The following is a 23,496-nucleotide window of genomic DNA, read 5'->3' on the forward strand; positions in this document are numbered from 1 at the left end:
GTACGGCGTTGCCTCGCCTTGCCGTACTATCTGTACTGTCTGCGGCTTCGTCGCCTTGTCCTGATTTAAATTTAATCCACTATATCAATCCCCTGCGGCGGCGTCACGTTTCGGGCTTTCTGAATTTCTGTTTTTACTTTTTGATTTAAGAAAATCGGCTCACAAGGAGGCACAATGAAGCCAGTAAACATCGGTCTTTTAGGTTTAGGTACGGTCGGCGGCGGTACGGCTGCCGTGTTGCAGGACAATGCGGCGGAAATCAGCCGCCGTTTGGGACGCGAAGTGCGCATCAGTGCCGTATGCGACTTGAGCGAAGAAAAAGCCCGCCAAACCTGTCCGTCCGCAGCCTTTGTCAAAGACCCGTTCGAACTGGTCGCGCGCGAAGACGTCGATGTCGTCGTCGAATTGTTCGGCGGTACCGGCATCGCCAAAGATGCGGTATTGAAAGCCATTGAAAACGGCAAACACATCGTTACCGCCAACAAAAAACTGCTCGCCGAATACGGCAACGAAATCTTCCCGCTGGCGGAAGAAAAAAACGTCATGGTGCAATTTGAAGCAGCAGTAGCGGGCGGCATCCCGATTATCAAAGCCCTGCGCGAAGGCCTCGCCGCCAACCGCATCCGCAGCATCGCCGGCATCATCAACGGCACCAGCAACTTCATCCTCTCCGAAATGCGCGAAAAAGGCAGCGCGTTTGCCGACGTATTGAAAGAAGCGCAGGCATTGGGCTATGCCGAAGCCGATCCGACCTTCGACATCGAAGGCAACGACGCGGGCCACAAAATTACCATCATGAGCGCGCTGGCATTTGGCACGCCGATGAACTTCCCCGCCTGCTACCTCGAAGGCATCAGCAAACTCGACAGCCGCGACATCAAATACGCCGAAGAACTCGGCTACCGCATCAAACTTTTGGGCATTACCCGCAAAACCGACAAAGGCATCGAATTGCGCGTCCATCCGACCCTGATTCCCGAAAGCCGCCTCTTGGCAAACGTCAACGGCGTGATGAACGCCGTGCGCGTCAACGCCGATATGGTCGGCGAAACCTTATATTACGGCGCGGGCGCGGGCGCATTGCCGACCGCTTCCGCCGTGGTTGCCGACATCATCGACATCGCCCGCCTGATTGAAGCCGATACCGACCACCGCGTACCGCATCTGGCGTTCCAACCCGCCCAAGTCCAAGCGCAAACCATCCTGCCTATGGACGAAATCACCAGCAGCTACTACCTGCGCGTCCAAGCCAAAGACGAACCGGGTACGCTGGGGCAAATCGCCGCGCTTTTGGCAAAAGAAAACGTGTCCATCGAAGCCTTAATCCAAAAAGGCGTGATCGACCAAACCACCGCCGAAATCGTGATTCTGACCCACAGCACGGTCGAGAAAAACATCAAGCGCGCCATTGCCGCCATCGAAGCATTAAGCTGCGTGGAAAAACCGATCACCATGATCCGCATGGAAAGCCTGCATGACTGAGCCGAAAAACGAAATGTCCGCCGAAGAGCAAGCCGCGGCGCGTAAAAAAGCGAAAGCCAAAATCCGCACCATCCGCATTTGGGCGTGGGTCATTTTGGCGCTGCTCGCCGCCACCGCCCTGCTCTCCCAATGCGCCATGTCCAAACCGCAGGCTAAGCAGAACATCTTTGAATCTTGCGTGAAAAACATCCCCTTTGCCGAAAAATGGCAAAACGATTTGAAAGAAAGTGGCTTGGATTCAAACAACAGCAAACTCGCCGCCGATTACTGCACCTGTATGTGGGACAAGCCTTTGGACAAGCTCTCCGAAGAGCAAATCCGCTCCTTAGGAAAACTCAGCCCGCAAGAGCAGCTCGATCTGCTCGGCGGCGCGCAAGCATTTGAAGATCGCGACAAGCAGTGTGTGGCAGGTTTGAAGGCGGAATAATCCGGTTTTAACATAGCAAAAAGGTCGTTTGAAAAAACTCCGTTTGTTTTTTTCAGACGACCTTTTTATTGATAAGGGATTCACTGTACATCAGGATGGAACAACAAACTATGCTCGGGCGATCGGTTTCTTCCCTTCCAACCATGCCTTCAGTTTTTCCTCATCCAAAAACCAATGGCAGATTTCTTCGTCACCATCCAATAACACGGGGACAAGCTCGTTATACTTTTCTTCTAAAACAGGGTCTTCATCGACATCGAAGATTTCCAACTCAAAACCGAATGCCTCTTGATACGGCTTGAGCTGTTCACGCATTTTGTGACAGAGACTGCAATATTCTCGAAACATCAGGGTCAGCTTCATGGCGGATGCTTTGCGGTGTGGTAAACGAAAAACGGATTGTAAGATAAAGGCTGCCGTCAATGCAAAGGTCGTCTGAAACCTTGATTTCGGTTTCAGACGACCTTTGATAATGCTTTAGACAAGATTAGGATTGCACATTGATACCGGCGGTAACTGTCGTTTGCGCACTGTTGGCATTCAGGAAGGAAGCCGCCAACTCGCCGCAGCAGCCGCAGCAGGTCGCAACGCCCAATTGAGCCTGTAAATCGCTCATGGTACTCGCGCCTGCAGCGATGGTTTCTTTGATGTCGTGGTCGGTAATGGCGTTGCAAATGCAAACAAACATGATGTGCTCCGTGTTTTCTTTCGCTCAGTATTGATAGTGTGTTTTATTCTTAAACGTAAATATAAATAAAAACAGTTTGCATTGCAAGACCGGTTCGAACGGTTTTATTTGGTAATTTTCTATTGATTTCCTTGTTTCGATTGATTCAATAGATTGGAACCACATTCTAAAAACAACAAAGCCGCGCACGTCATAACATTTCACAACAAATAAAAAAATACAGGCTGCGCAACGGCAAGCCTGTATTTTTTATCTTTTCATTTTGCAATACCGCTATTTCCCCTTCACATCAATCACCCACACTTCCGACTGCGAACCCAAGCGCAACGGAATCCCCCAGAAACCGTAGCCGGACGTAACAAAAAAGTGTCTTCCGCCGATTTCCTCGTAGCCGTAGGCAAGACGGTAGAGGGTACGCACAATCAGGTTTGCCGGCGCGATTTGGCCGTTGTGGACATGGCCGGAAACTTGAACGTCAATAGGCAGCTTGGCGTGCACCTCGACTTCGGTCGGGCGGTGATCCATCAGCAAAACGGGCTGGTCGGTATTGTGGTTTTCCAGCAACTGCGCAACAGACGGACGGTCTTGGTCTACATCGTCGTTGCGGCCGACGAGCAGGAACGCATCGTGTTGCAACACTTGGTTGCCGAGCACGGTAATGCCTGCCGCTTCGAGGTCATGGCGGATGCGCGCGCTGTCGCCGAACATATCGTGATTGCCCAAAGTCGCGTAAACACCCAGCGGTGCTTTCAGGCGACCCAGATGCGGCTGCATATTTTCTTTGCGGTAGGCATCGACGTTGTCGTCCATCAAATCGCCCGGCAATAGGATTAAATCGACTTTTTCGCGGTTCATGATGTCCACCAGCTTATCCAGTTGCCACGCGCCGAACAAAATTCCCAAGTGCAGGTCGCTTGCCATGCCGATACGCAGCGGCTTATCCATTTTCTTATCGATCACGACGGTCTGATGACGGACAACGGGCGTATAGGCGTTGTACATCCCCAAGCCGACCAAACCTAATACGAACAGCGGCGCAAACAAGCGCAGGCTGCGCGACAGCGACCGACTGGCCACGAATTTGCGCAGCAGCAGGAACAGGACAAACGTCGCCAGTGCCGCATACATCACAAACAGCAGCAACACCATCCAAAACGCCATGATGCGGAACATAAAATGTCCCAATTCCAACAAAAGCCCCGCCAGCAGGCCGTTGGTCACGAAATACGACACCCCCATCAGCCAACGCCTGCCCGCCTTGCCGACCACCGGCGCGAACAGCCATTGCAACGAACGCCCCAGTCCGAACGTGAAAAGCTGGAGCAATACAATCATAATCAAAAACATCGTACCGAACATAAAGCGAACCTGTTGAAAATCAAAAAACAAACGGCGGATTCTATCATATCCGCCCTTTCAGACGAGGTTGTCTGAAAACCTTAAGTGCTATAATACCGCCTGAAAAATCCAATAAACTGAAAAGGAAACACAATGCCCCGCCCGCAAACCGCCATCATCCCCGATCACGCCCAAGCCGGCATATTTATCGAAGCCGACATCCGCGACGGTCGCTACGATGACATCAAAACCGCCTGCCGAAGCTCGCTTGAAGCTTTGGCGAAGCTGAAAACCCGCTTTCCCGAAGATATTTTAGGCATGACCATCGCCTTCGGCAGCGACGCATGGAAAGCATTCGGACACGCAGAAGAAGGCAGCGAAATCAAACCCTTCCCCGTCATGGGCAACGGTCTTGCCCCCTCAACCCAACACGATATTTACATCCACATCCAAGCCTGCCGCCAAAAAGCCGCCTTCGCACTCGCACAATCCGTCTTTGCCGCGTTCGGCGACAGCATCAGCATCGCCACCGAAGAACACGGTCTGCGCCTGTATGAAGACCGCGGACTGGACGGCTTCGTCGATGGTACTGAAAACCCGCAAGGCGATGAAAACGTCCGCAATGTCGCCATTATTCCCGAAGGCCGACCCGATGCCGGCGGCAGCTACGTCCTGCTGCAAAAATACCTGCACGACCTGAAAAAATGGGATGCCGTCCCCGTTGCCGAACAAGAAGCCAGCGTCGGCCGCAGCAAAGAAGCCAACGAAGAATTCAGCAAAGACGTGCGCCTGCCCGATTCGCATTTGGGCCGCGTCAACCTGAAAGAAAACGGCGTGGGTCTGAAAATCGTCCGCCGCAGCCTGCCCTTCGGCAAAATCAGCGGCGAACACGGTCTGATGTTCACCGCCTACTGCCACACCCTACACAACATCGAAGTACAGCTTTTACATATGTTCGGCGATGCCGACGGCAAAACCGACCTGCTGCTCAATTATCTTTCCACCGCAGTGTCCGGCGCATATTACTACGCCCCTTCGGTCGAGCGTTTGCAGGATTTGTAAAACCGCATTGCCGATGTGAAATATTGAAGCCCTAAGACGAAAGGTCGTCTGAAAACTTGAGATTCAGGTTTTCAGACGACCTTTTTCATGACGTTTGTAGGAAATTCAATTATTATCCCCACCTGATTTCAAAACTAATAATAAAAAGGGAAACAGTTTTGCTGAAATATTATGGATTGCCGTTTTGGGTAGTCGGCGTCATCGCCTCGTTCGCTTTGCCGTCCATACCGCATTGGGGTGTGTGGCTGGCGGCGGCATTGGTTTTGCTGGCGGCTTCTCGGCGGTTTGCGGTGGCGGGAATGATGCTGTGCGTCCTGCTCGGCGCGGCTTACGGCGTGTTTCGGACGGAAGCGGCTTTGTCGGCGCAATGGCCGCTGAACGGGGCTTCGGAGTCGGTGTTGACGGTTGAAGTCGCGGATATGCCGCGCGGCGACGGGCGGCGGGTGCAGTTTGCGGCGAAGGCGTGGACGGAGGACGGGCGGCAGTTTGATTTATTGCTGTCGGATTATCAGAAACGCGATTGGGCGGTAGGCAGCCGCTGGAAGGTGTCGGCACGGCTCAAGCCGGTTATCGGCGAAGTGAACCTGCGCGGGCTGAACCGCGAGGCTTGGGCGTTGGCAAACGGTTTGGATGGCGCGGGTACGCTGGGCAAGGGCAGGAGCTTGGTTCGCGAGGGCGGCGGTGTCGGCTTGGCGGTGTGGCGCGATGCAGTCAGCCGCCGTTGGCAGGCTGTCGGGGCGAGAAGTCCGGATTTTTCGGACGGTATCGGTCTGATGCGGGCTTTGAGCATAGGCGAACAATCGGCGTTGAGGCCCGAACTGTGGCAGACGTTCCGACCTTTGGGCTTGACGCACTTGGTCAGTATTTCGGGGCTGCACGTTACGATGGTGGCAGTTTTGGCGGGTTGGCTGGTCAAACTGATTTTCAGACGACTGCCTTGGATACCGGCAAAACCGCGCGTGTGGATTTTGGCGGGCGGCGCGGCAGGGGCTTTGTTTTATGCGCTGCTGGCAGGTTTTTCTGTGCCGACGCAGCGAAGCGTCTTGATGTTGGCAGCGTTTGCCTGGGCTTGGTGGCGCGGCAGTCTGTCTTCGGGCTGGACGGCGTGGTGGCAGGCTTTGGCGGTGGTGGTGTTGATTGATCCGTTGGCGGTTTTGGGCGTCGGCACTTGGCTGTCGTTCGGCTTGGTTGCCGCCTTGATTTGGGCTTCGGCAGGTCGTCTGAAAGAACGCGGCTGGCGTTTGGCTGTACGCGGACAATGGGCGGCGACGGTGTTGTCGGTGGTATTGTTGGGCTATATTTTTGCGTCGTTGCCCATCATCAGCCCTTTGGTCAATGCGGCGATGATTCCTTGGTTTTCTTGGGTACTGACGCCTTTGGCGCTACTGGGGTCGGTATTATCGTTTGCGCCTTTGCAATGGACGGCGGCAGGTTTGGCGGAATACACTTTGCGCGGCTTGGTTTGGCTGGCGGAGGTATCGCCTGAATTTGCCGTAGCCGCCGCGTCTGTGCCGCTGTTGGTTTTGGCTTTTACGGCGGCTTTGCTGTGGCTGTTGCCGTGCGGTCTGGGTTTGCGGCCTTGGGCGTGTTTGGTGTTGGCTGGATTTGTGTTTTACCGCCCCGACCGTTTGGACGACGGGTTGACACGGATTACGGTGATGGATGCGGGACAGGGTTTGTCGGTGTTGGTACAGACGCGCAACCGCAACCTGTTGTTTGACACGGGTACGGCGCAGGCGGCGCAAACGGGTATCGTGCCAAGCCTGAACGCCATAGGCGTGCGCCGTTTGGACAAGCTGATTCTGTCGCATCACGACAGCGACCACGACGGCGGGTTGGACGCCGTTTCCGATATTGAAATCGGCGAAACGCTGGCGGGACAGCCTGAGTTTTATCCGAACGCAAAATTTTGCGCCGAAGCGCAATGGCAATGGGACGGCGTGGATTTCGAGTTATTGAGGTCGTCTGAAAACCCGGTCGGCGAAGACAATGACCGAAGCTGCGTCCTGCGCGTCGTTTCCGACGGACAGGCATTGTTGGTTACGGGCGATTTGGGCGTCAAAGGCGAAGCAGGGCTGGTAGAGCGCTACGGCAGCTCGCTGTACAGCCAGGTTTTGATATTGGGACACCACGGCAGCAATACGGCTTCATCAGGCGGCTTCCTCAACACGGTCGCCCCCAAATACGCCGTCGCTTCCAGCGGCTACGCCAATGCCTACAAACACCCTACCCCCGCCGTCCAAACCCGCGTCCGCGCACACGGCGCGACTTTGTTGCGGACGGATTTGTCGGGTGCATTGGTATTTGAACTGGGTGGCGATGAAGTGTTTAAAGGTCGTCTGAAAAAGGATAAGTTTTATTGGCAGAAAAAGCCGTTTGAATAAATGCGTTCGCTGTATGGAAGAATTGGCTTTTCAGACGACCCTAAAGCCTCTATGCCGCAAAAATATAGTTATCCTTGCTTTATGTGAATCCAGTTGTGGATATATCGGATTAACAGTTGATACTAAAAGGAAAAATAAGACTGCCCAAAAAACAGGCAGGGGCGAAATAGAGATTTCAGACGACCTTCATCACGCGTTTGTGCATTATCCGTCTTCATTTACCGTCGCCCAAATGGCGGCGGTAAAACCGGTCGATATCCGCTATCGCCTTTTCATCATTCGGCCTCAAATCGATTTTTAAATCGGCAAGCCGTATCAGCATCAAGTCTTCTTGTTCCGCCACCGCGCAGCTGACTTCCCCGCTGCTGCGCAGATGCGCGATGAGTTCGTCCAACTGCCGCAGGGCGTTTTCGTAGGCGGCGTTTTGTTTGTCTTCTGCCATGTGGATTCCGTTTCTCATAGACAATAAAAAATGGCGGGGAATCAATCCCGCCATTATTCTACGGCATAAGCCGCACGTTTAATTAAGCAGCCTGAATGTTAGCAGCTTGTTTGCCTTTAGGGCCGGTGGTTACGTCGAAAGACACGCGTTGGCCTTCTTTCAGGGTTTTGAAACCTTCCATGTTGATCGCTGAGAAGTGAGCGAACAGATCTTCGCCGCCTTCGTCAGGAGTGATGAAACCAAAACCTTTAGCGTCGTTAAACCATTTTACGATACCGGTTGCCATTAGAAACTTCCTATACTTAAAAATTAACAAAATCAGCAAAATAAGGCATACAGCAAACTTAAACGTTCAGCGTTTCTCCCTAGCTTTATATACTTGGTCGAGTGCCAGCTTCTGCTTAACCGTCTTTTTACATTTGTTAAGCCAAAACGTCAAGCCATACAAGGGAAAAAGTGCGAAAATGGCGGAAACCGACCAAAATACAACAGAAATCGAAATAAACCTTATAATCACTATATTTATAGATTCATTTGGTATCAAACCTTCCACAAGGTCGTCTGAAAACAAACCCTCTTCCACAAAGCCAAAAAATTATGAACAACCCAAACACACATCACGAATCCGATACACTTTTAAGCGACCAAAAAACCGCCCCGCCGAAACGTTACGGCGTATTTTTGCTGAACGACGATTACACCACGATGGAATTTGTCGTAGAAATCCTGACCGAAATCTTCATGCTCGGACAGGAGCAGGCGGTGGCGGTAATGCTGTTGGTTCATCACGAAGGCAAAGGCTTGTGCGGCACTTACACACGGGACATCGCCCAAACCAAGCAGCAGCAGGTCATGCAGCGGGCAAAAGCCGAAGGGCATCCGCTGCAATGTATTGTCGAGGAGATTTAATATGCTTTCACCCGAATTGGAACAGATTTTGCAGCAGCTTTACCGCGAGGCGCGTAAGGCTCATTATGAATTCATCAGTCTCGAGCATCTGCTTTTGGTGTTAATCGAAGAAGATGCCTCCGTCCCCAACGTCCTCAAGCTCTGCGGCGCGGATTTGAAAGTATTGTCCGAACAGCTCGCCGCCAGCGTTGCCGAAAATACCCCGCAGATTCCCGACCACCTTTTGGACACGGTTGAAACCCAGCCCACGCTCGGCTTCCAACGCGTCATCCAGCGGGCGATGGTGCATACCCAATCCGCAGGCAAAGGCTTGGTCGAGCCTTTGGACGTTTTGGTGGCGCTGATGAGCGAAACCGACAGCCACGCCGTCTATTTCCTCAAGCTGCAATCGGTTACGCGTTTTGAAGTTTTGCGCTGTATTGCCCACGGCGCAACCGAAGACGACGAACACAAAGGCTTTTCAGACGACCCCGACAATGATTCAGACGACCCCGTCGAATCAAAAAGCGGCTCGTTGTCAGACTACACCGTCAACCTCAACGCCGAAGTCAAAGCCGGCCGCATCGACCCCTTAATCGGCAGAAAACACGAAATGGAACGGCTGGTGCAAATCCTGTGCCGCCGCCGCAAAAACAATCCGCTTTTGGTCGGCGAAGCAGGCGTGGGCAAAACCGCGCTGGCAGAAGGCTTGGCGCATCAAATCGTCAATGGCGACATCCCCGACGCGCTCAAAGATGCCGAAGTGTACGCACTGGATATGGGTTCGCTTTTGGCGGGTACGAAATACCGCGGCGACTTTGAAGCGCGGGTCAAATCCGTCTTGAAACAGCTCGAAAAAATCCCGCACGCCATTTTGTTCATCGACGAAATCCACACCATCATCGGCGCGGGCAGCACCAGCGGCGGCACGATGGACGCGTCCAACCTGCTCAAACCCGCGCTGGCGAAAGGTTCGCTGCGCTGCATCGGCGCGACCACTTACGACGAATACCGCACTATTTTCGACAAAGACCACGCCCTAAGCCGCCGCTTCCAAAAAATCGACGTGGTCGAACCCACCGTCGCCGAAACCGTGCAAATCCTGCGCGGCTTGAAACCGATGTTTGAAGGTTTCCACCAAGTCCGTTACACGCAAGGCGCACTCGAAGCCGCCGCCGAACTCTCCGCCCGCTACATCAACGAGCGTTTCCTGCCCGACAAAGCCATTGATGTAATGGACGAAGCAGGCGCGGCACAGCGGATTCTGCCCAAATCCAAACAGAAAAAAGTCATCGGCAAAGCGCAAATCGAAACCGTCATCGCCAAAGTCGCGCGGATTCCCGAAAAAACCGTGTCGCACGACGACAAACAAGTGCTGCAATTCCTCGGCCGTGATTTGAAAAACATGGTTTACGGTCAGGAAAACGCCATCGACGCGCTGGTTGCCGCCGTCAAAATGTCGCGCTCCGGCCTCGCCCTGCCCGACAAACCCATAGGCAGCTTCCTCTTCTCCGGCCCGACCGGCGTCGGCAAAACCGAAGTCGCCAAACAGCTTGCCTACTCGATGGGCGTACCGCTGCAACGCTTCGACATGTCCGAATACATGGAGCCCCACGCCGTATCGCGCCTTATCGGTGCGCCGCCGGGCTACGTCGGCTTCGACCAAGGCGGTCTTTTGACCGAAGCCGCCAACAAACACCCGCACTGCGTATTGCTCTTGGACGAAATCGAAAAAGCCCACCCCGACATTTTCAACGTCCTCCTGCAAGTCATGGACGCAGGCAAACTGACCGACAACAACGGCAAGAGTGCCGATTTCCGCAACGTCATCCTGATTATGACCACCAACGCAGGCGCGGAAAGCCTCAGCCGCCCCAGCCTCGGCTTTACCGCCAAGCGCGAACGCGGCGACGAAATGCAGGCGATCAACAAACTCTTCACGCCCGAGTTTCGCAACCGCTTGGACGCGATTATCCCGTTCACCCCCTTGTCCGAACCCGTCATCGCCAAAGTTGTGGACAAATTCCTGCTCCAGCTCGAACACCAGCTCCTCGACAAAAAAGTCGAAGCCGAATTCACGCCGGCATTGCGCAAATATCTGGCGGAAAAAGGTTTCGACCCGCAAATGGGCGCGCGCCCGATGCACCGCCTGATTCAGGAAAAAATCCGCAAACCGCTCGCCGACGAACTCCTGTTCGGCAAACTCGCCGACGGCGGCTTCGTTCGGATAGACTGGGATGCGGCAAAAGAAGAAGCCGTGTTGAAATTCAAGAAAAACAAAGCCAAACCTGAAGCAGCCGCGGTTTGACGGATAAAGGCAAAAGGTCGTCTGAAAACGAGATTTCCGTTTTCAGACGACCTTTTTCAATGGAATCGTTTAGTTTCGGGAATGATGTTCGTCAACGATGTTTTTCAGGCGGATGTTGGCGACGTGGGTGTAGATTTGGGTGGTGTTGATGTTGGCATGTCCGAGCATGAGCTGTACGGCACGCAAATCGACGCCATGGTTGACGAGGTGGGTGGCGAAGGCGTGGCGCAGGCCGTGCGGGCTGAGTGAGGTGATACCGGCGGTTTCGGCGTAATTTTTGACAATCATCCACGCGAGTTGGCGGGAGATGCCGCTGCGTTTTTGGCTGACAAAAACTTCGTCGCAGATTTTGTTTTTGAGCAACAGCGGCCGCGATTCGGCGCAATAGCGTTCGACCCAGTAAACGGCTTCTTCGCCCATAGGAACGATACGCAGTTTGTCGCCTTTGCCTATGGTGCGGATGCAGCCGCGGTTGAGGTCGAGGTCGCCCAGTTGGAGCTTGACGGCTTCAGTTACGCGCAAACCTGTGGCGTACATGACTTCGAGCAGGGCTTTGTCGCGCAGGCCGTGCTGCGTGTCGGTATCAGGCGCGGCGAGCAGGTTTTCGATTTGCGCTTCGGTAATCAGGGTGGGCAGCTTTTGCGTCTGTTTCGGGGCTTTGAGGAAACGGGTCGGGTTGTCCGTCCGCCGCTCGGTCTCTTCCAACCAGGCGTATAGGCGTTTGCAGGCGGACAGGGCGCGCGCCTGCGAGCTGTGTTTTTCGTCCGCCGCATAGACGGCGTCTGCCAAATCGGCGGCTTCGGCATCCAACCAAGTATGCCCGCCCGCTTCCAAACGCGCGGCGATTTTTTCCAAATCGCGGCGGTAGCCTTGCAAGGTGTTGTGGCTGAGACGGTCTTGCAGCCACAGGGATTCGAGCAGTTTGTCTATGAGTTCATCGGTCATGGGGTTTTACGGGCAGTCCGAAGATGGTGTGTATCGTGGATTGAATATGAATCAGGACAAGCCAACCCTGCCCTGATTGACGTCCATTATAAAAAGTCGTCTGAAAATGAAAACCTGCTTGGGCAGAGCCCGCCATGTTCGTTTTCAGACGACCTTTTGCTGCATTATCGGCTTATCGGGACAGCGTTTCCAACACTTCCTGCGCGTGTCCGGCGACTTTGACTTTGCGCCATTCGTGGATGATTTCGCCGTTTGCGTCCAATACGAATGTGCTGCGTTCAATACCCAAAGACTCTTTGCCGTAGAGCTTTTTCAGCTTGATCACGTCAAACATTTTACACACGGTTTCGTCTTTGTCGCTCAACAATTCAAAATTGAAGCCTTGCTTGGCGCAGAAATTCTGATGCGATTTCACGCCGTCACGCGAGATGCCGACGACGGTATAGCCGAGTTCTTTGAATTGCGGCAAACGGGCGTTGAAATCCAAGCCTTCGGTGGTGCAGCCGGGCGTGCTGTCTTTGGGGTAGAAATAAACAATCAGCGGCAGATGTTCGGCAGAATCGAAGTCGTTGCCGCTGCTTGAGGGCAAAGTGAATCGGTATTGGGTCATGATGTCTCCTTTCAGACGACCTAAGACGGAAACGTAGTAGCGGGCAAGGAAATAAAATGAATCCCCAACATAGCCGCTTCGGCGTTTCACCTTAATCTTGCAAAATGCGTCAGCGTTCGCTCAAATTCAGATAATTGCGCGTTCCCTGCAAATCGTTCAGCGCATTGAGCAACAGTTGGAAATGTTCGCCATTGCCTTGCAAGTCCAACTCGTCGGCATTGACAGTCAGCAGCGGGGCGTTTTGATAAAGGTGGAAAAACTGGCTGTATCCCTCGTGTATCCGCCCCAAATAGCCTTCGGGGAAAAGATTGATGATGCCGTCGCCGCGTTTTTGCAGGCGTTTGCGGTTGCCGTCCACGGCGGTTTGCAGGTAGATCACCAAATCGGGGGCGGGATACTGCGGCAGGATTTTTTGTTTCAAATCGGCGAAGAGCTGCTGTTCGTCTTCATTCAACACGACCGGCGTGAAAATCCGGTCTTTTTCCAACAGGAAATCGGCGACCACCATGCCGCCTTGTGCGTATTCGTTTTTGATGATGTCCACGCTTTCGGCGCGGCGCATCAGGAAAAAAAGCTCGGTTGCCAAGCCGTGATGGGAGGCGTTGGCGTAAAACTTCATGAGGAAGGGGTTGTGTTCGGGGTTTTCCGCCAGCGACAGCGCGCTGAAATGTTCTGCAAGGCGGCGGCTCAAGGCGTTTTTCCCGCTGCCGATAGAGCCTTCGACGACAATATAACGGTAGTTCATGGTTTGATGGATGATTTTGTTTTGATATTTTGGAAAGGTGGCATTTTATCAGACCGACGGAGTTTGCCCAAACCTGCCGCCGTCCTTCTTGAAAGGTCGTCTGAAAAAGGAAACTGCCAAGCCATTTCCCTTTTCAGACGACCTCTTGAACCTAGTTGCTTCAAATATAAACTTTGACACGCGATTGAAGCAAACAGATGTTTTTATTTCACCGCCTTGCTTCAAACGGCTTCTAACAGGCGTATTCCTTCTTCGCCCAAAGCAGCCGCCAAATCCGCCGCCCGTCCGTGTCCGCCCAAAACAAAATCGGGCAGGATTTCAGCCAGCGGCTTCATCACAAAACTGCGTTCGTGCGCGCGCGGATGCGGCAGGGTCAGATGCGGGTCGCTGCTGAAAATGCCGTCAAAGTCGATGATGTCCAAGTCTAACGTGCGCGGGGCGTTTCGGAACGTGCGTTCCCGCCCGAAATCCTCTTCGATACGGTTCAACACGGCAAGTAGCGAAACGCCGTCTAATGAAGTGCGGACGGAACAAACGGCGTTGACAAAATCAGGCTGATCGTCGTAGCCGACCGGCGCGGTTACGTACAGCGAGGAAGTTTTTTCGATTTGAATCTGCGGATGCGCCTCCAGCGCGGACAATGCGGCGCGGACTTGGCGGACGGGTTCGGCAAGGTTGCTGCCCAAGGCGATGACGGCAAAATGGGGGGGCGGCATTTTCAGACGACCTCTTTAAAACGGCAGCGTTTTGGTTTTGGCAAGATAGACGATACAACCGACGCAAGCCATCGACAAAACATAAATAGCGTAAAACTTCGGCGAACGCGGACGGGAACGCATCATGACCATACCCAGCCCGATGTAAACCAAGAGCAGCAGGATTTTGCTGCCGAGCCACGGCGAATTGAAGGGCGAAAAGTGGGTAATCTTCATCAGCCACAAGCCGGTAAAGAGCAGCATGGTGTCGTTGAGATGGGGAAGGGCTTTCCAGATACCTGCCAAAGGTTTATCGGGATGCCGCCAAAGCAGGAAGAAGCGGATATTGAACACCAAAATGGTGATGGTAACGAAAATCTGATGGCTGTATTTTACAAACAGATATTGCATAGCGGTCGCACGTTATTGTTTTTGAAAGAAGCGTCTATTCTACCGCAAACATTCATTCTTGACGTAACTTTTCAAACGCCAACAAATACGGCGGGCGGTTGCGGCGGTTGATAAAGCCATAACGCAAAACGGCAAATTCATCCTGTGGCAACTGCAGCGCCCAGTCTTCGATTGCCTGCGCTTCATACAGCCCCGCCTCATGCCCCGGATATAGGACGGCAACCGCCAAACCGCCCGTTTTCAGCAGCGATAAGGCGGATGACAACGCGCGGATACTGGTTGCCGCTTCTGTCGTACAGCTTTTATCGCCGCCAGGCAGCCAGCCGAAATTGAATACCGCCGCGTCTAGCGGTTCGCGGATATGGTTGGCAAGGTTTTCATGTCCGTCCCATATCAGTTCTACCCTATCCGCCATGCACGCTTCTTCCAAGCGCATTCGGGTGTTTGCCAATGCCTGCTCTTGCACGTCAAACGCCCACACTTTCCCGCCGCTGCTGACCGACAGCGCCAGCATCAGCGTATCGTTGCCGTTTCCCGCCGTGCCGTCCAAAGCGCGGGCATCGGGTTTTAAGGCTTGTTTGAGAAGCGTGTGTGCAAAAGGGAGGATGTTTTCGAGCTGCATAAGATGAAACCGTACAGAGGTCGTCTGAAAATAAAAATACCTTACCGGCCAAGCGGTAAGGTATCAGAATCGATTAATGCGTTACATACATTATTCGGCAGGTTGTTGCACGGTCTCAACTTGAACCGGGGCAGCCGCAGCGGCTTGGGGTTTGTTCTCGTGTTGCAGGCTCACGGCACGGGCAGGAACGATAGTTGAAATCGCGTGTTTATAAACCATTTGGGTAACGGAAGTATTACGCAGCAGAACGACGTATTGGTCAAACGACTCGACTTGGCCTTGCAGTTTGATACCGTTGACCAGATAAATCGAAACCGGAACGTGCTCTTTACGCAACGCATTCAAAAAAGGATCTTGTAACATTTGTCCTTTAGCTGTCATATTCATAAGCTCCATTATTATGATTTTGAAATCGTTTTGAAAACGAACATGAGTCGGATTGTAGACCCGAACGAGAAAAATTACCAACTATTTTTCCGTAAGAATATGCAAACCTCTATCAAACAACGGGCTTTTCAACGATTTTTTACCCAAATGTGCTATACAAATCATTTCAATACGAACGATTTTTGCAATTAGGCATAGGTTGGCAGATTTGGATTTTCAGACGACCTCGACATCAAATAAAATCCTGTTATTACAGAGCCTTAGCCAATCAATTTCAAGAAGGCTTCATCCCCAACCGCCCTACTCGCCCGGCTGCAATCTAAAAGAGGCACACCTCGCGCGCCCCTTGTTCCGTCAGATTTATTTGCTGTGCTGTTTTTTCACGCTGACTTTGGTTTTCTTTTTAAAACGGTTTTTCTCTTCCTTGCGACCCTCGCGTTTTTCGATGCGGTTGCTCAGGCTGACGCGGCGCAGCGGTTTTTTCTTCGGTTTGTCTTCCGCATTTTCATACGGGTTTTCGGAAACATTGTATTGAATCCGCAGCGGCGTACCTTGCAAATTGAAGGCTTTGCGGAACGTCTGGGTCAGGTAGCGCGTATAGCTGTCGGAAATCGCGTGCAGCGAATTGCCGTGTACCACAATCACGGGCGGGTTCATGCCGCCTTGGTGGGCATAACGCATTTTCGGGCGCACCAAACCTGCGCGCGGCGGCTGTTGGCGTTCGATGGCGCTTTGCAGGACGCGGGTAATTTTCGGCGTCGGCATCTTAATCATGGCGGCGTTGTAGGCTGCCTGAATGCTGTCGAACAATCCGTCGATGCCGCGTTCTTTCAATGCGGAAATGAAGTGGAACTTGGCAAAATCGAGGAAATACAGTTTGCGGGAAATGTCGCGTTTGATCTGCTCGCGGCGCTCTTCGCTGATGCCGTCCCATTTATTGACGGCAACCACCAGCGCGCGCCCTGCTTCCAAGGCAAAACCGGCAATCGTGGCATCTTGGTCGGCGATGTCCTGCTGCGCGTCCAATACCAAAACGGCAACGTTTGCCGCCTCAACCGCCTGCATGGCTTTGATGACGGAGAACTTTTCCACCGCCTCGTCAACTTTGCCGCGACGGCGCACGCCTGCGGTATCGATGATGGTAAACGGTTTGCCTTCGCGTTCGAAATCGATGTGGATGCTGTCGCGCGTCGTACCTGCCATATCGAAGGCAATCACACGCTCTTCGCCGAGAATGGCGTTAACCAGTGTGGATTTGCCGACATTCGGACGACCGATGACGGCAAAAACAGGATGTTTTACATCGGCTTCTTCGGCTTCAGGCTCAGGGAAGTTTTCTAAAATTTCTTCAATCAGGTAATACACGCCGTCTCCGTGCGCGCCGGAAATAACGTGCGGTTCGCCCAATGCCAATTCATAAAACTCGGCGGCAAGCACGGCTCTGTTGCCGCCCTCGCCTTTGTTTACCGCCAGATAAACGGGGCGCGGGCTTTGGCGCAGACGGTCGGCAATAATTTTGTCTTGCGGAGTCAGCCCGGTGCGGCCGTCCACCAAAAACACGACGGCGTCGGCCTCATCGACAGCCTGCAAAGTCTGCTTCGCCATTTCGTGCAAAATGCCGCTGTCCACAACCGGCTCAAAGCCGCCGGTATCAATGACGAGATAAGGTTTGCTGCCGATTTTGCCGTGTCCGTAGTGGCGGTCGCGGGTCAAGCCGGGCAGGTCGTGCACAAGCGCGTCTTTGGTGCGCGTCAGGCGGTTGAACAAAGTGGATTTGCCGACGTTCGGGCGGCCGACAAGGGCGATGGTGGGTTTCATGATGAGGTCTTTCTGTGTCAAGTGTCGGTTCGGAATCGAACCTGCAACACGAGCAGGTGTTTTTCAAAACACGGTAGGTTAAAAAGGATGAGGGGTCGTCTGAAAATAGATTCAACAGCAACAATGGCTTGAGCTGGAATTTCCGTCCCATACAGCCATCTTCGACTTGGGGAACTTGCCTGCGTTTATCAACTACAAATATGGTATGGCGAGTTTCATCCGGCCATAGTTAATGGATTTTACGCAATGAAAAAGATCATCTTAACATCACTATGCATTTTTCTCCCTATGAATTTCGGTATTGGCTTATTGTTCGGCGTTTATCAAACAGACCGACCACTCAAAATCATAGTCTCATTAATTATTAGCACGATCTTTTATATCGTACCTATGTATTTTCTACTCAAACGCAAAGCCAAATAATCTGCCTTTTCAGACGACCTGTTCGGCGAATCTTGTCCCCGCATAATACATATTCAAACAAAAGGTCGTCTGAAAATATAGTGGATGAAAATTGCAATGATACGGCGTTGCCAACGCCCTTATGTACTACCCGTACACGGCGGGCGTTGCCGCCTTGTCTCATTTTTATTTTAATCCACTATATAAAGTGGAACACAATTAAAACAGACAAGGCTTGCCGGAAAGATTCCGACAAGCCACATAGTCTTTCAATTTTTCAGACGACCTTATTTTTGCGAATCCAGCTTCATTTGCAGCAATTCGCGTTCAATAGCTTCTTTAGGCAGCTTTTCCAAAGCCTGCTGATAGCTTTGCGCGGCTTCTTTGGTTTTGTTTTGCGCGGCATAAACATCGCCTTTCGCTTCCAAAAGCAGCGGCTCGAAATCGGCTTCAACTTTCGTATTCAAGGCTGCAATCGCGGCATCGTATTTTTTCTGCTGCAACAGGACGATACCCAAACGCTGCGCCGCCAATGCTTGAACCAGCGGGGCTTTTTGGTTTTTCAACACCCAGTTCAGATGACCTTCCGCCACATCGTAACGGCGGGCATCATACTCGGTCGCAGCCGCCATCAGCGTCGCTTGCGCGGCGGCAATGGAGTCCGGATAATTTTGCTGGAGGTTGGTCAAATCGGCATTCACTTCGGCTTGCGAGGCTTTTGCCTGCATTTTATCGACGATTTTCGCCAATACTTCGGCAGCTTCCTGACTTTGCGAGGCTTTATGGCTCTTATACATGGTATAGCCCAAATAGCCCAACGCCGCCGCAATCAGCAGGGCAAACAGCCATCGGCCGGTACTTTTCCAAAAGTATTTAAAATTGTCTAATTCTTGTTGTTCTTCGAGATGGGCTGCCATTTATGCGTTCTTCCATTGTTGTAAAGTGTGGATTAAATTGTCGGCGGCGACGGTTTGCTGACCGTGTGCGCCGTTCATGTCTTTAAGCGTAACCATACCGTTTGCCAATTCGTCTTGCGCGACAATCAGGGCAAAACGCGCGCCGCTGTTGTCGGCTTTTTTCATTTGCGCTTTCAGGCTTTGATAGCCGGAATGCTGCATCACGTTGAAACCTTGTGCGCGTAAGGCTTGCGCGTATTTCATCACTTGCAAATCCGCACCCTCGCCCTGATGCATGGCGTACACGTCAGGCGCGGCATTGACTTCCAGCGAACCGTATTCGCTAACCAGCAGCAGCAGCCGCTCGATACCCATCGCAAAACCGATGGACGGCGCAGGCTTGCCGCCAAGCTCTTCAATCAAACCGTCGTAACGTCCGCCGCCGCACACCGTCGCCTGCGCGCCGAGTTTGTCGGTCGTCCATTCAAAAACGGTTTGGTTGTAATAATCCAAACCGCGCACCAATCGCGGGTTTTCGACGTATTGAATGCCCAAGCCTTCCAGCATGGCTTTGAAACGGCTGTAATGATTGCGCGATTCCTCGCCCAGATAATCGGTCAGATGCGGCGCGGCATTGCAGATTTCCTGTAAATCGGGATTTTTGGAATCCAAAACGCGCAACGGATTGGTTTTCAGACGACGTTTGCTGTCTTCGTCCAATTTGTCTTCATAACGGGTCAGATATTCGACCAAAGCCGCACGGTGCGCCGCACGTTCTTCGCGGTTGCCCAAGCTGTTGATTTCCAAAGTCAGGTAATCGCGGATACCCAGTTTGTCCCACAAATCCGCCGACATGGCGATGATTTCCGCGTCGATGTCCGGACCTTCAAAACCCAACGCCTCGATGCCGACTTGATGAAACTGGCGGTAACGTCCTTTTTGCGGACGCTCGCGGCGGAACATCGGACCCATGTACCACAGCTTTTGCGGGCTGTTGTACAACAAATTGTGTTCGACCACCGCACGCAGGCAGGACGCCGTACCCTCCGGGCGCAGGCTCAGGCTCAAAGAATCGTTGGAATCGGAAAACGTGTACATTTCCTTGCCGACCACATCGGTTTCTTCACCAATGGAGCGGACAAACAAACCCGTCTGCTCGACAATCGGCGTACGGATTTGCTGATAACCATAAGCACGCGTCCAGCGGCCGACCACATCTTCAAACGCCTGCCAAAACGCGGCGGTCAGTTTGAAATCTTTCTGTTCGACGGGCAAAAGGTCGTTCATGCCTTTGACGGATTGGATTTTTTGTGCCATTTCAAATTAGGGATACCGGAATCAAAATAGTCGGCAATTATAGCTGATTTTTAAGGAGTTGTGAGGTTTCGGCGATGAAGGATTTGGACAAAAAGGTCGTCTGAAAACCGGAGCGGCGATTTTTCAGACGACCCCATATATTCCAAGCAGCCGAAATGCGGCAAGGATGACATTGTAGCCTTTTTATTTTGTTTTATAGTGGATTCACTTTAAACCAGTACGACATTGCCTCGCCTTAGCTCAAAGAGAACGATTCTCTAAGGTGCTGAAGCACCAAGTGAATCGGTTCCGTACTATCTGTACTGTCTGCGGCTTCGTTGCCTTGTCCTGATTTAAATTTAATCCACTATACTATACAATCCCATCATCCTTACCCAACCACCCGCCCAAACCGTGAAAATCCTCATCCTCGGCAGCGGACAGGTCGGCTCGACCGTCGCGCAAAACCTCGCCTCCGTTTCCAGCAACGACGTTACCGTTATCGACATCGACGAAAAAGCCCTGCAACACATCGGCAGCCGCCTCGACGTCCAAACCATACTCGGCAACGGCGCATCCCCGTTTATCCTCGAACAGGCGGGCGCGGCAGATTCCGACCTCCTGCTCGCCCTGACCCGCAGCGACGAGACCAACATCGTCGCCTGCAAAATCGCCGCCGACCTCTTTAATATCCCCAGCCGCATCGCCCGCGTGCGTTCCAGCGAATATCTGGAATACCCCTACCCCGAAAACGACGATACGGAAAACGGCAGCCTTACCGTCTTCGACATCACCGAAACCATCAGCCCCGAACAGCTCGTTACCGAACAGCTCGTCGGGCTGCTCAGCTACACCAGCGCATTGCAGGTATTGAGGTTTGCCGGCGACAAAGTCCGCATGGTCATCGTACAGGCGCGTAAAGGCGGGCTGCTCGTCAACCGCGAAATCGCCGACATCAACCAACACCTCCCCGAAGGCGCGGACTGCCAAATCTGCGCCATATACCGCAACAACCGCCTCATCGTCCCCACGCCGCAAACCGTCATCATTGAAGGCGACGAGGTACTTTTTGCCGCCGACATCAGCAGCGTCAACATCATCATGCGCGAACTGCGCCCCAAAGAAGCGCGCACCCGCCGCATCATGATTGCCGGCGGCGGCAACATCGGCTACCGCCTTGCCAAGCAGCTCGAATCCAAATACGACATCAAAATCGTCGAACACAACCCCCGCCGCGCCGAGTGGCTCGCCGAAAACCTCGACAACACCCTCGTCCTGCAAGGCAGCGCCACCGACGAAACGCTGCTGGACGAAGAATACATCGACGAAATCGACGTATTCTGCGCCCTGACCAACGACGACGAAAACAACATCATGTCCAGCCTGTTGGCGAAAAACCTCGGCGCAAAACGCGTCGTCACCATTGTCAACCGCTCCAGCTACGTCGATTTGCTCGAAGGCAACAAAATCGACATCGTCGTGTCGCCGCACCTCATCACCATCGGCTCCATCCTCGCCCATATCCGCCGAGGCGACATCGTTGCCGTCCACCCCCTCAGACGCGGCACCGCCGAAGCCATCGAAGTTGTCGTCCACGGCGACAAAAACACCTCCGCCATCGTCGGCAGGCGCATCAGCGGCATCAAATGGCCGGGCGACTGCTACATCGCCGCCATCGTCCGTGCCGAAACGGGCGAAGTCATTATGGGGCACCACACCGACACCATTGTCCAAGACGGCGACCATATCATCTTCTTCGTCTCCCGCCGCCGCGTCCTGCCCGAACTCGAAAAACTCATCCAAGTCAAAATGGGCTTTTTCGGCTGAGACCGTCAGAGGTCGTCTGAAAACCTGTTGCAGCAAAGACAGAACTTGTTCAACTTCATTGAAGCCGCGCTTTCAGACGACCCAACACAAATTATCCAATATCATCCGTTTCCACATCCGATACCAAAAGGAAAATCCATGTTACGCCCCATCCTTGCCGCCCTCGTTCTCGCAACCGCCCTGCCCGCCGCAGCCGAAACCGACACCCTTCATTACAACATGGTCGAATTTGCCGAATCTGCCAATCTCGAAATAACCCGCGACACCATGACCGCCTACTTCAGCATTGCTTCCGAAGGCAAAGACCGCGCTACGGTGAACAAAGCGTTTCAGAAAAAATTCAATGACTTCAACAAAGCCGTACAAAACAACAAACTCCAAACCGAAATCCTCAACCGCAGCGCCAGCCCACGCTATGAATACAACAACAACGGCAAACGCATCCAAACAGGCTGGGAAGAAGAAGCCGTGTTCAAAGTCGAAAGCAAAGACTTTGATGCAATCAACCGCCTGATTGACGAAACGCTGCAAACTGCCACGCTCAACCGCATCGGCTTCAGCATATCCAAAGAAAAACGCGAAGCCGCCGTTGATCAAGTCAGCAAAGCCGCCATCCTGCGCTTCAAAGACCGCGCACAAGACTTGGCAAAAACGCTCGGTTTTTCCAACTACAAAATCGTCAAACTCAATTTAGGCCACATCGGCAACCGTTCCATAGACAACGGTTTCGCCCGCGCCAAAATGATGAATGCCGAAGCTGCCATGTTCAAGCGTTCGGCAAGCGACGAAAACAACGCTATCCAAGTCCCTTCTCCCGGCTCAGAAGAAATCAGCATCACAGTCAACGGCTTGGTGCAGATGTAAAACGCTCCCAAACAAAAAGGTCGTCTGAAACCCAAACCGGTTTTCAGACGACCTTTTTCCATTCCAACAATCAAGCCAAGCTGACTTCCAAGTTGTCAATCAGACGCGTCGTTCCCAAGCGGGCGGCGGCGAGAACGATGAGGGCTTTGTCGCCGGTGCGTGCGACGGCGAGGCTTTCGGCATGGCGGATTTCGACGTAATCAACCACCCAGCCCGCTTCGGTCAGGCGGCGGACGGTTTCTGTTTCCAGACCGACATAATCCAGATTGCCGTTTTTGAGCTCGGCGGCGACGCGTTGCAATTCGCGGTACAGACGCGGGGCTTCGGCGCGTTCGGCTTCACTGAGGTATTGGTTGCGGCTGGAAAGCGCAAGCCCGTCAGGAGCGCGGCCGGTATCGACGGGAACGATGTCGATATTGAAATTCAGGTCTTCGACAAAGCCTTTGATAATCGCCAACTGCTGATAGTCTTTTTTGCCGAAACAGGCAGTATCGGGTTGGACGATGTTGAACAGTTTGCTGACGACAGTAGCGACACCGCGGAAATGCCCGGGGCGGAATTTGCCACACAATTCGTTTTGAAGGTTGGGCGGTTCGACGTTGAACCGTTGCTCGACATGGGGATACAGCTCTTTTTCGTCGGGTGCGAACACGACGGCTACGCCTTCGTTGGCGAGTTTGTCGGCGTCTTGCTGCAAGGTGCGCGGGTATTTGTCGAAATCCTCGCCCTGTCCGAATTGTAGGCGGTTGACGAATATGCTGACGACGACGTTGTCGGCGCGTTTTTTGGCTTCGCGAACAAGGGCGAGATGGCCTTCGTGCAGATTGCCCATAGTCGGCACAAAGGCAACGCTGCCTGCGTTTTTGCGCCATTCGCGTAATTCTTTAATGGTATGAATGATTTGCATGGTGGAAAATGTCCTTTATCTTTTTCGGGGATTGTGGCGCACAGCCGCCATA

24 protein-coding genes are annotated in these 23,496 nt (G+C 53.0%); 8 read left to right on the forward strand and 16 right to left on the reverse strand.

The features are described 5' to 3' along the window. The first annotated feature begins 174 nt into the window (after window positions 1-174). Window positions 175-1,482 (forward strand): homoserine dehydrogenase, encoded by a 1,308-nt coding sequence (locus HMPREF1051_RS00745; RefSeq protein ID WP_003755300.1) that lies wholly within the window; start codon window positions 175-177, stop codon window positions 1,480-1,482. Further along, window positions 1,475-1,909 (forward strand): hypothetical protein, encoded by a 435-nt coding sequence (locus tag HMPREF1051_RS00750; protein WP_003762982.1) that lies wholly within the window; start codon window positions 1,475-1,477, stop codon window positions 1,907-1,909. Before HMPREF1051_RS00745 ends, HMPREF1051_RS00750 begins: the two co-directional genes overlap by 8 nt. A gap of 108 nt (window positions 1,910-2,017) precedes the next feature. Here HMPREF1051_RS00750 and HMPREF1051_RS00755 read toward each other — a convergent pair whose 3' ends face one another. The 3 genes from HMPREF1051_RS00755 to HMPREF1051_RS00765 all read right to left on the reverse strand — a co-directional run bounded on the left by HMPREF1051_RS00755 (window position 2,018) and on the right by HMPREF1051_RS00765 (window position 3,956). Next, window positions 2,018-2,272, reverse strand: a complete 255-nt coding sequence (locus tag HMPREF1051_RS00755) for a glutaredoxin family protein (RefSeq protein WP_036490939.1) — start codon at window positions 2,270-2,272, stop codon at window positions 2,018-2,020. Window positions 2,273-2,396: 124 nt separating this feature from the next. Then, window positions 2,397-2,597, reverse strand: a complete 201-nt coding sequence (locus tag HMPREF1051_RS00760) for a (2Fe-2S)-binding protein (protein ID WP_003755307.1) — start codon at window positions 2,595-2,597, stop codon at window positions 2,397-2,399. A gap of 273 nt (window positions 2,598-2,870) precedes the next feature. Continuing rightward, window positions 2,871-3,956, reverse strand: a complete 1,086-nt coding sequence (locus HMPREF1051_RS00765; protein WP_036490942.1) for a metallophosphoesterase — start codon at window positions 3,954-3,956, stop codon at window positions 2,871-2,873. Window positions 3,957-4,088: 132 nt separating this feature from the next. Between HMPREF1051_RS00765 and HMPREF1051_RS00770 the strand changes: the two genes are divergently transcribed. Then, a complete protein-coding gene (locus HMPREF1051_RS00770) occupies window positions 4,089-4,997 on the forward strand; it encodes a Dyp-type peroxidase (RefSeq protein WP_003762888.1) in 909 nt (302 codons plus the stop codon). 158 nt (window positions 4,998-5,155) lie between these two features. Then, on the forward strand, window positions 5,156-7,381 hold the full coding sequence (locus HMPREF1051_RS00775) for a DNA internalization-related competence protein ComEC/Rec2 (protein ID WP_036490945.1): 2,226 nt from the start codon (window positions 5,156-5,158) through the stop codon (window positions 7,379-7,381). A gap of 214 nt (window positions 7,382-7,595) precedes the next feature. On the opposite strand, the gene HMPREF1051_RS00780 is transcribed toward HMPREF1051_RS00775, so the two are convergent. Beyond that, a complete protein-coding gene (locus HMPREF1051_RS00780) occupies window positions 7,596-7,823 on the reverse strand; it encodes a hypothetical protein (protein ID WP_003763006.1) in 228 nt (75 codons plus the stop codon). Window positions 7,824-7,905: 82 nt separating this feature from the next. Then, window positions 7,906-8,109 (reverse strand): cold-shock protein, encoded by a 204-nt coding sequence (locus tag HMPREF1051_RS00785; protein ID WP_002217533.1) that lies wholly within the window; start codon window positions 8,107-8,109, stop codon window positions 7,906-7,908. Window positions 8,110-8,420: 311 nt separating this feature from the next. On the opposite strand from HMPREF1051_RS00785, the gene clpS reads away from it, so the two are divergent. Together clpS and clpA are read left to right on the forward strand one after the other, a co-directional pair. Further along, a complete protein-coding gene (clpS, locus tag HMPREF1051_RS00790; RefSeq protein ID WP_003755322.1) occupies window positions 8,421-8,732 on the forward strand; it encodes an ATP-dependent Clp protease adapter ClpS in 312 nt (103 codons plus the stop codon). A gap of 1 nt (window position 8,733) precedes the next feature. After that, a complete protein-coding gene (gene clpA, locus HMPREF1051_RS00795; protein WP_003762865.1) occupies window positions 8,734-11,019 on the forward strand; it encodes an ATP-dependent Clp protease ATP-binding subunit ClpA in 2,286 nt (761 codons plus the stop codon). A gap of 69 nt (window positions 11,020-11,088) precedes the next feature. Here the strand turns inward: clpA and xerD are convergent, their stop codons facing one another. The 10 genes from xerD to hisS form a co-directional block, all read right to left on the reverse strand. Next, window positions 11,089-11,964, reverse strand: a complete 876-nt coding sequence (xerD, locus tag HMPREF1051_RS00800; RefSeq protein ID WP_003762933.1) for a site-specific tyrosine recombinase XerD — start codon at window positions 11,962-11,964, stop codon at window positions 11,089-11,091. 172 nt (window positions 11,965-12,136) lie between these two features. Continuing rightward, on the reverse strand, window positions 12,137-12,574 hold the full coding sequence (locus tag HMPREF1051_RS00805) for a peroxiredoxin (protein ID WP_003742666.1): 438 nt from the start codon (window positions 12,572-12,574) through the stop codon (window positions 12,137-12,139). 109 nt (window positions 12,575-12,683) lie between these two features. Further along, entirely contained in the window at window positions 12,684-13,319 is a 636-nt protein-coding gene (locus HMPREF1051_RS00810; protein WP_003762894.1) for a deoxynucleoside kinase, read from the reverse strand. 221 nt (window positions 13,320-13,540) lie between these two features. Continuing rightward, window positions 13,541-14,035 (reverse strand): 2-amino-4-hydroxy-6-hydroxymethyldihydropteridine diphosphokinase, encoded by a 495-nt coding sequence (gene folK / locus HMPREF1051_RS00815; RefSeq protein WP_003762904.1) that lies wholly within the window; start codon window positions 14,033-14,035, stop codon window positions 13,541-13,543. A 15-nt stretch (window positions 14,036-14,050) separates the two neighbouring features. After that, complete coding sequence (locus HMPREF1051_RS00820) at window positions 14,051-14,425, reverse strand: SirB2 family protein (protein WP_003762962.1); 375 nt, start codon at window positions 14,423-14,425, stop codon at window positions 14,051-14,053. Between the two features lie 52 nt (window positions 14,426-14,477). Beyond that, window positions 14,478-15,047, reverse strand: coding sequence for a class I SAM-dependent methyltransferase (locus HMPREF1051_RS00825; protein ID WP_003762869.1), 570 nt, complete (start codon window positions 15,045-15,047; stop codon window positions 14,478-14,480). Window positions 15,048-15,137: 90 nt separating this feature from the next. Then, window positions 15,138-15,428: an RNA chaperone Hfq gene (gene hfq, locus HMPREF1051_RS00830; RefSeq protein ID WP_003755341.1), complete on the reverse strand. Its 291-nt coding sequence runs from the start codon at window positions 15,426-15,428 to the stop codon at window positions 15,138-15,140. Window positions 15,429-15,794: 366 nt separating this feature from the next. Beyond that, window positions 15,795-17,252, reverse strand: coding sequence for a ribosome biogenesis GTPase Der (gene der, locus HMPREF1051_RS00835; RefSeq protein WP_003762980.1), 1,458 nt, complete (start codon window positions 17,250-17,252; stop codon window positions 15,795-15,797). Between the two features lie 689 nt (window positions 17,253-17,941). Next, complete coding sequence (locus HMPREF1051_RS00840; RefSeq protein WP_003762996.1) at window positions 17,942-18,571, reverse strand: YfgM family protein; 630 nt, start codon at window positions 18,569-18,571, stop codon at window positions 17,942-17,944. Continuing rightward, a complete protein-coding gene (hisS, locus tag HMPREF1051_RS00845) occupies window positions 18,572-19,867 on the reverse strand; it encodes a histidine--tRNA ligase (RefSeq protein ID WP_003762968.1) in 1,296 nt (431 codons plus the stop codon). Between the two features lie 393 nt (window positions 19,868-20,260). Between hisS and trkA the strand changes: the two genes are divergently transcribed. Both trkA and HMPREF1051_RS00855 read left to right on the forward strand, forming a co-directional pair. After that, window positions 20,261-21,673 carry a Trk system potassium transporter TrkA gene (gene trkA / locus HMPREF1051_RS00850; RefSeq protein ID WP_003762926.1) on the forward strand — a complete coding sequence of 471 codons (1,413 nt, stop codon included), beginning with the start codon at window positions 20,261-20,263 and terminating at the stop codon, window positions 21,671-21,673. 138 nt (window positions 21,674-21,811) lie between these two features. After that, window positions 21,812-22,537, forward strand: coding sequence for an SIMPL domain-containing protein (locus HMPREF1051_RS00855; RefSeq protein ID WP_036490955.1), 726 nt, complete (start codon window positions 21,812-21,814; stop codon window positions 22,535-22,537). A 70-nt stretch (window positions 22,538-22,607) separates the two neighbouring features. Here HMPREF1051_RS00855 and panC read toward each other — a convergent pair whose 3' ends face one another. Continuing rightward, complete coding sequence (panC, locus tag HMPREF1051_RS00860) at window positions 22,608-23,444, reverse strand: pantoate--beta-alanine ligase (protein WP_003762974.1); 837 nt, start codon at window positions 23,442-23,444, stop codon at window positions 22,608-22,610. Window positions 23,445-23,496 lie beyond the last annotated feature (52 nt).

Origin of the sequence: Neisseria sicca VK64, from assembly GCF_000260655.1 — a bacterium.
Taxonomy (GTDB): Bacteria; Pseudomonadota; Gammaproteobacteria; order Burkholderiales; family Neisseriaceae; genus Neisseria; species Neisseria sicca_B.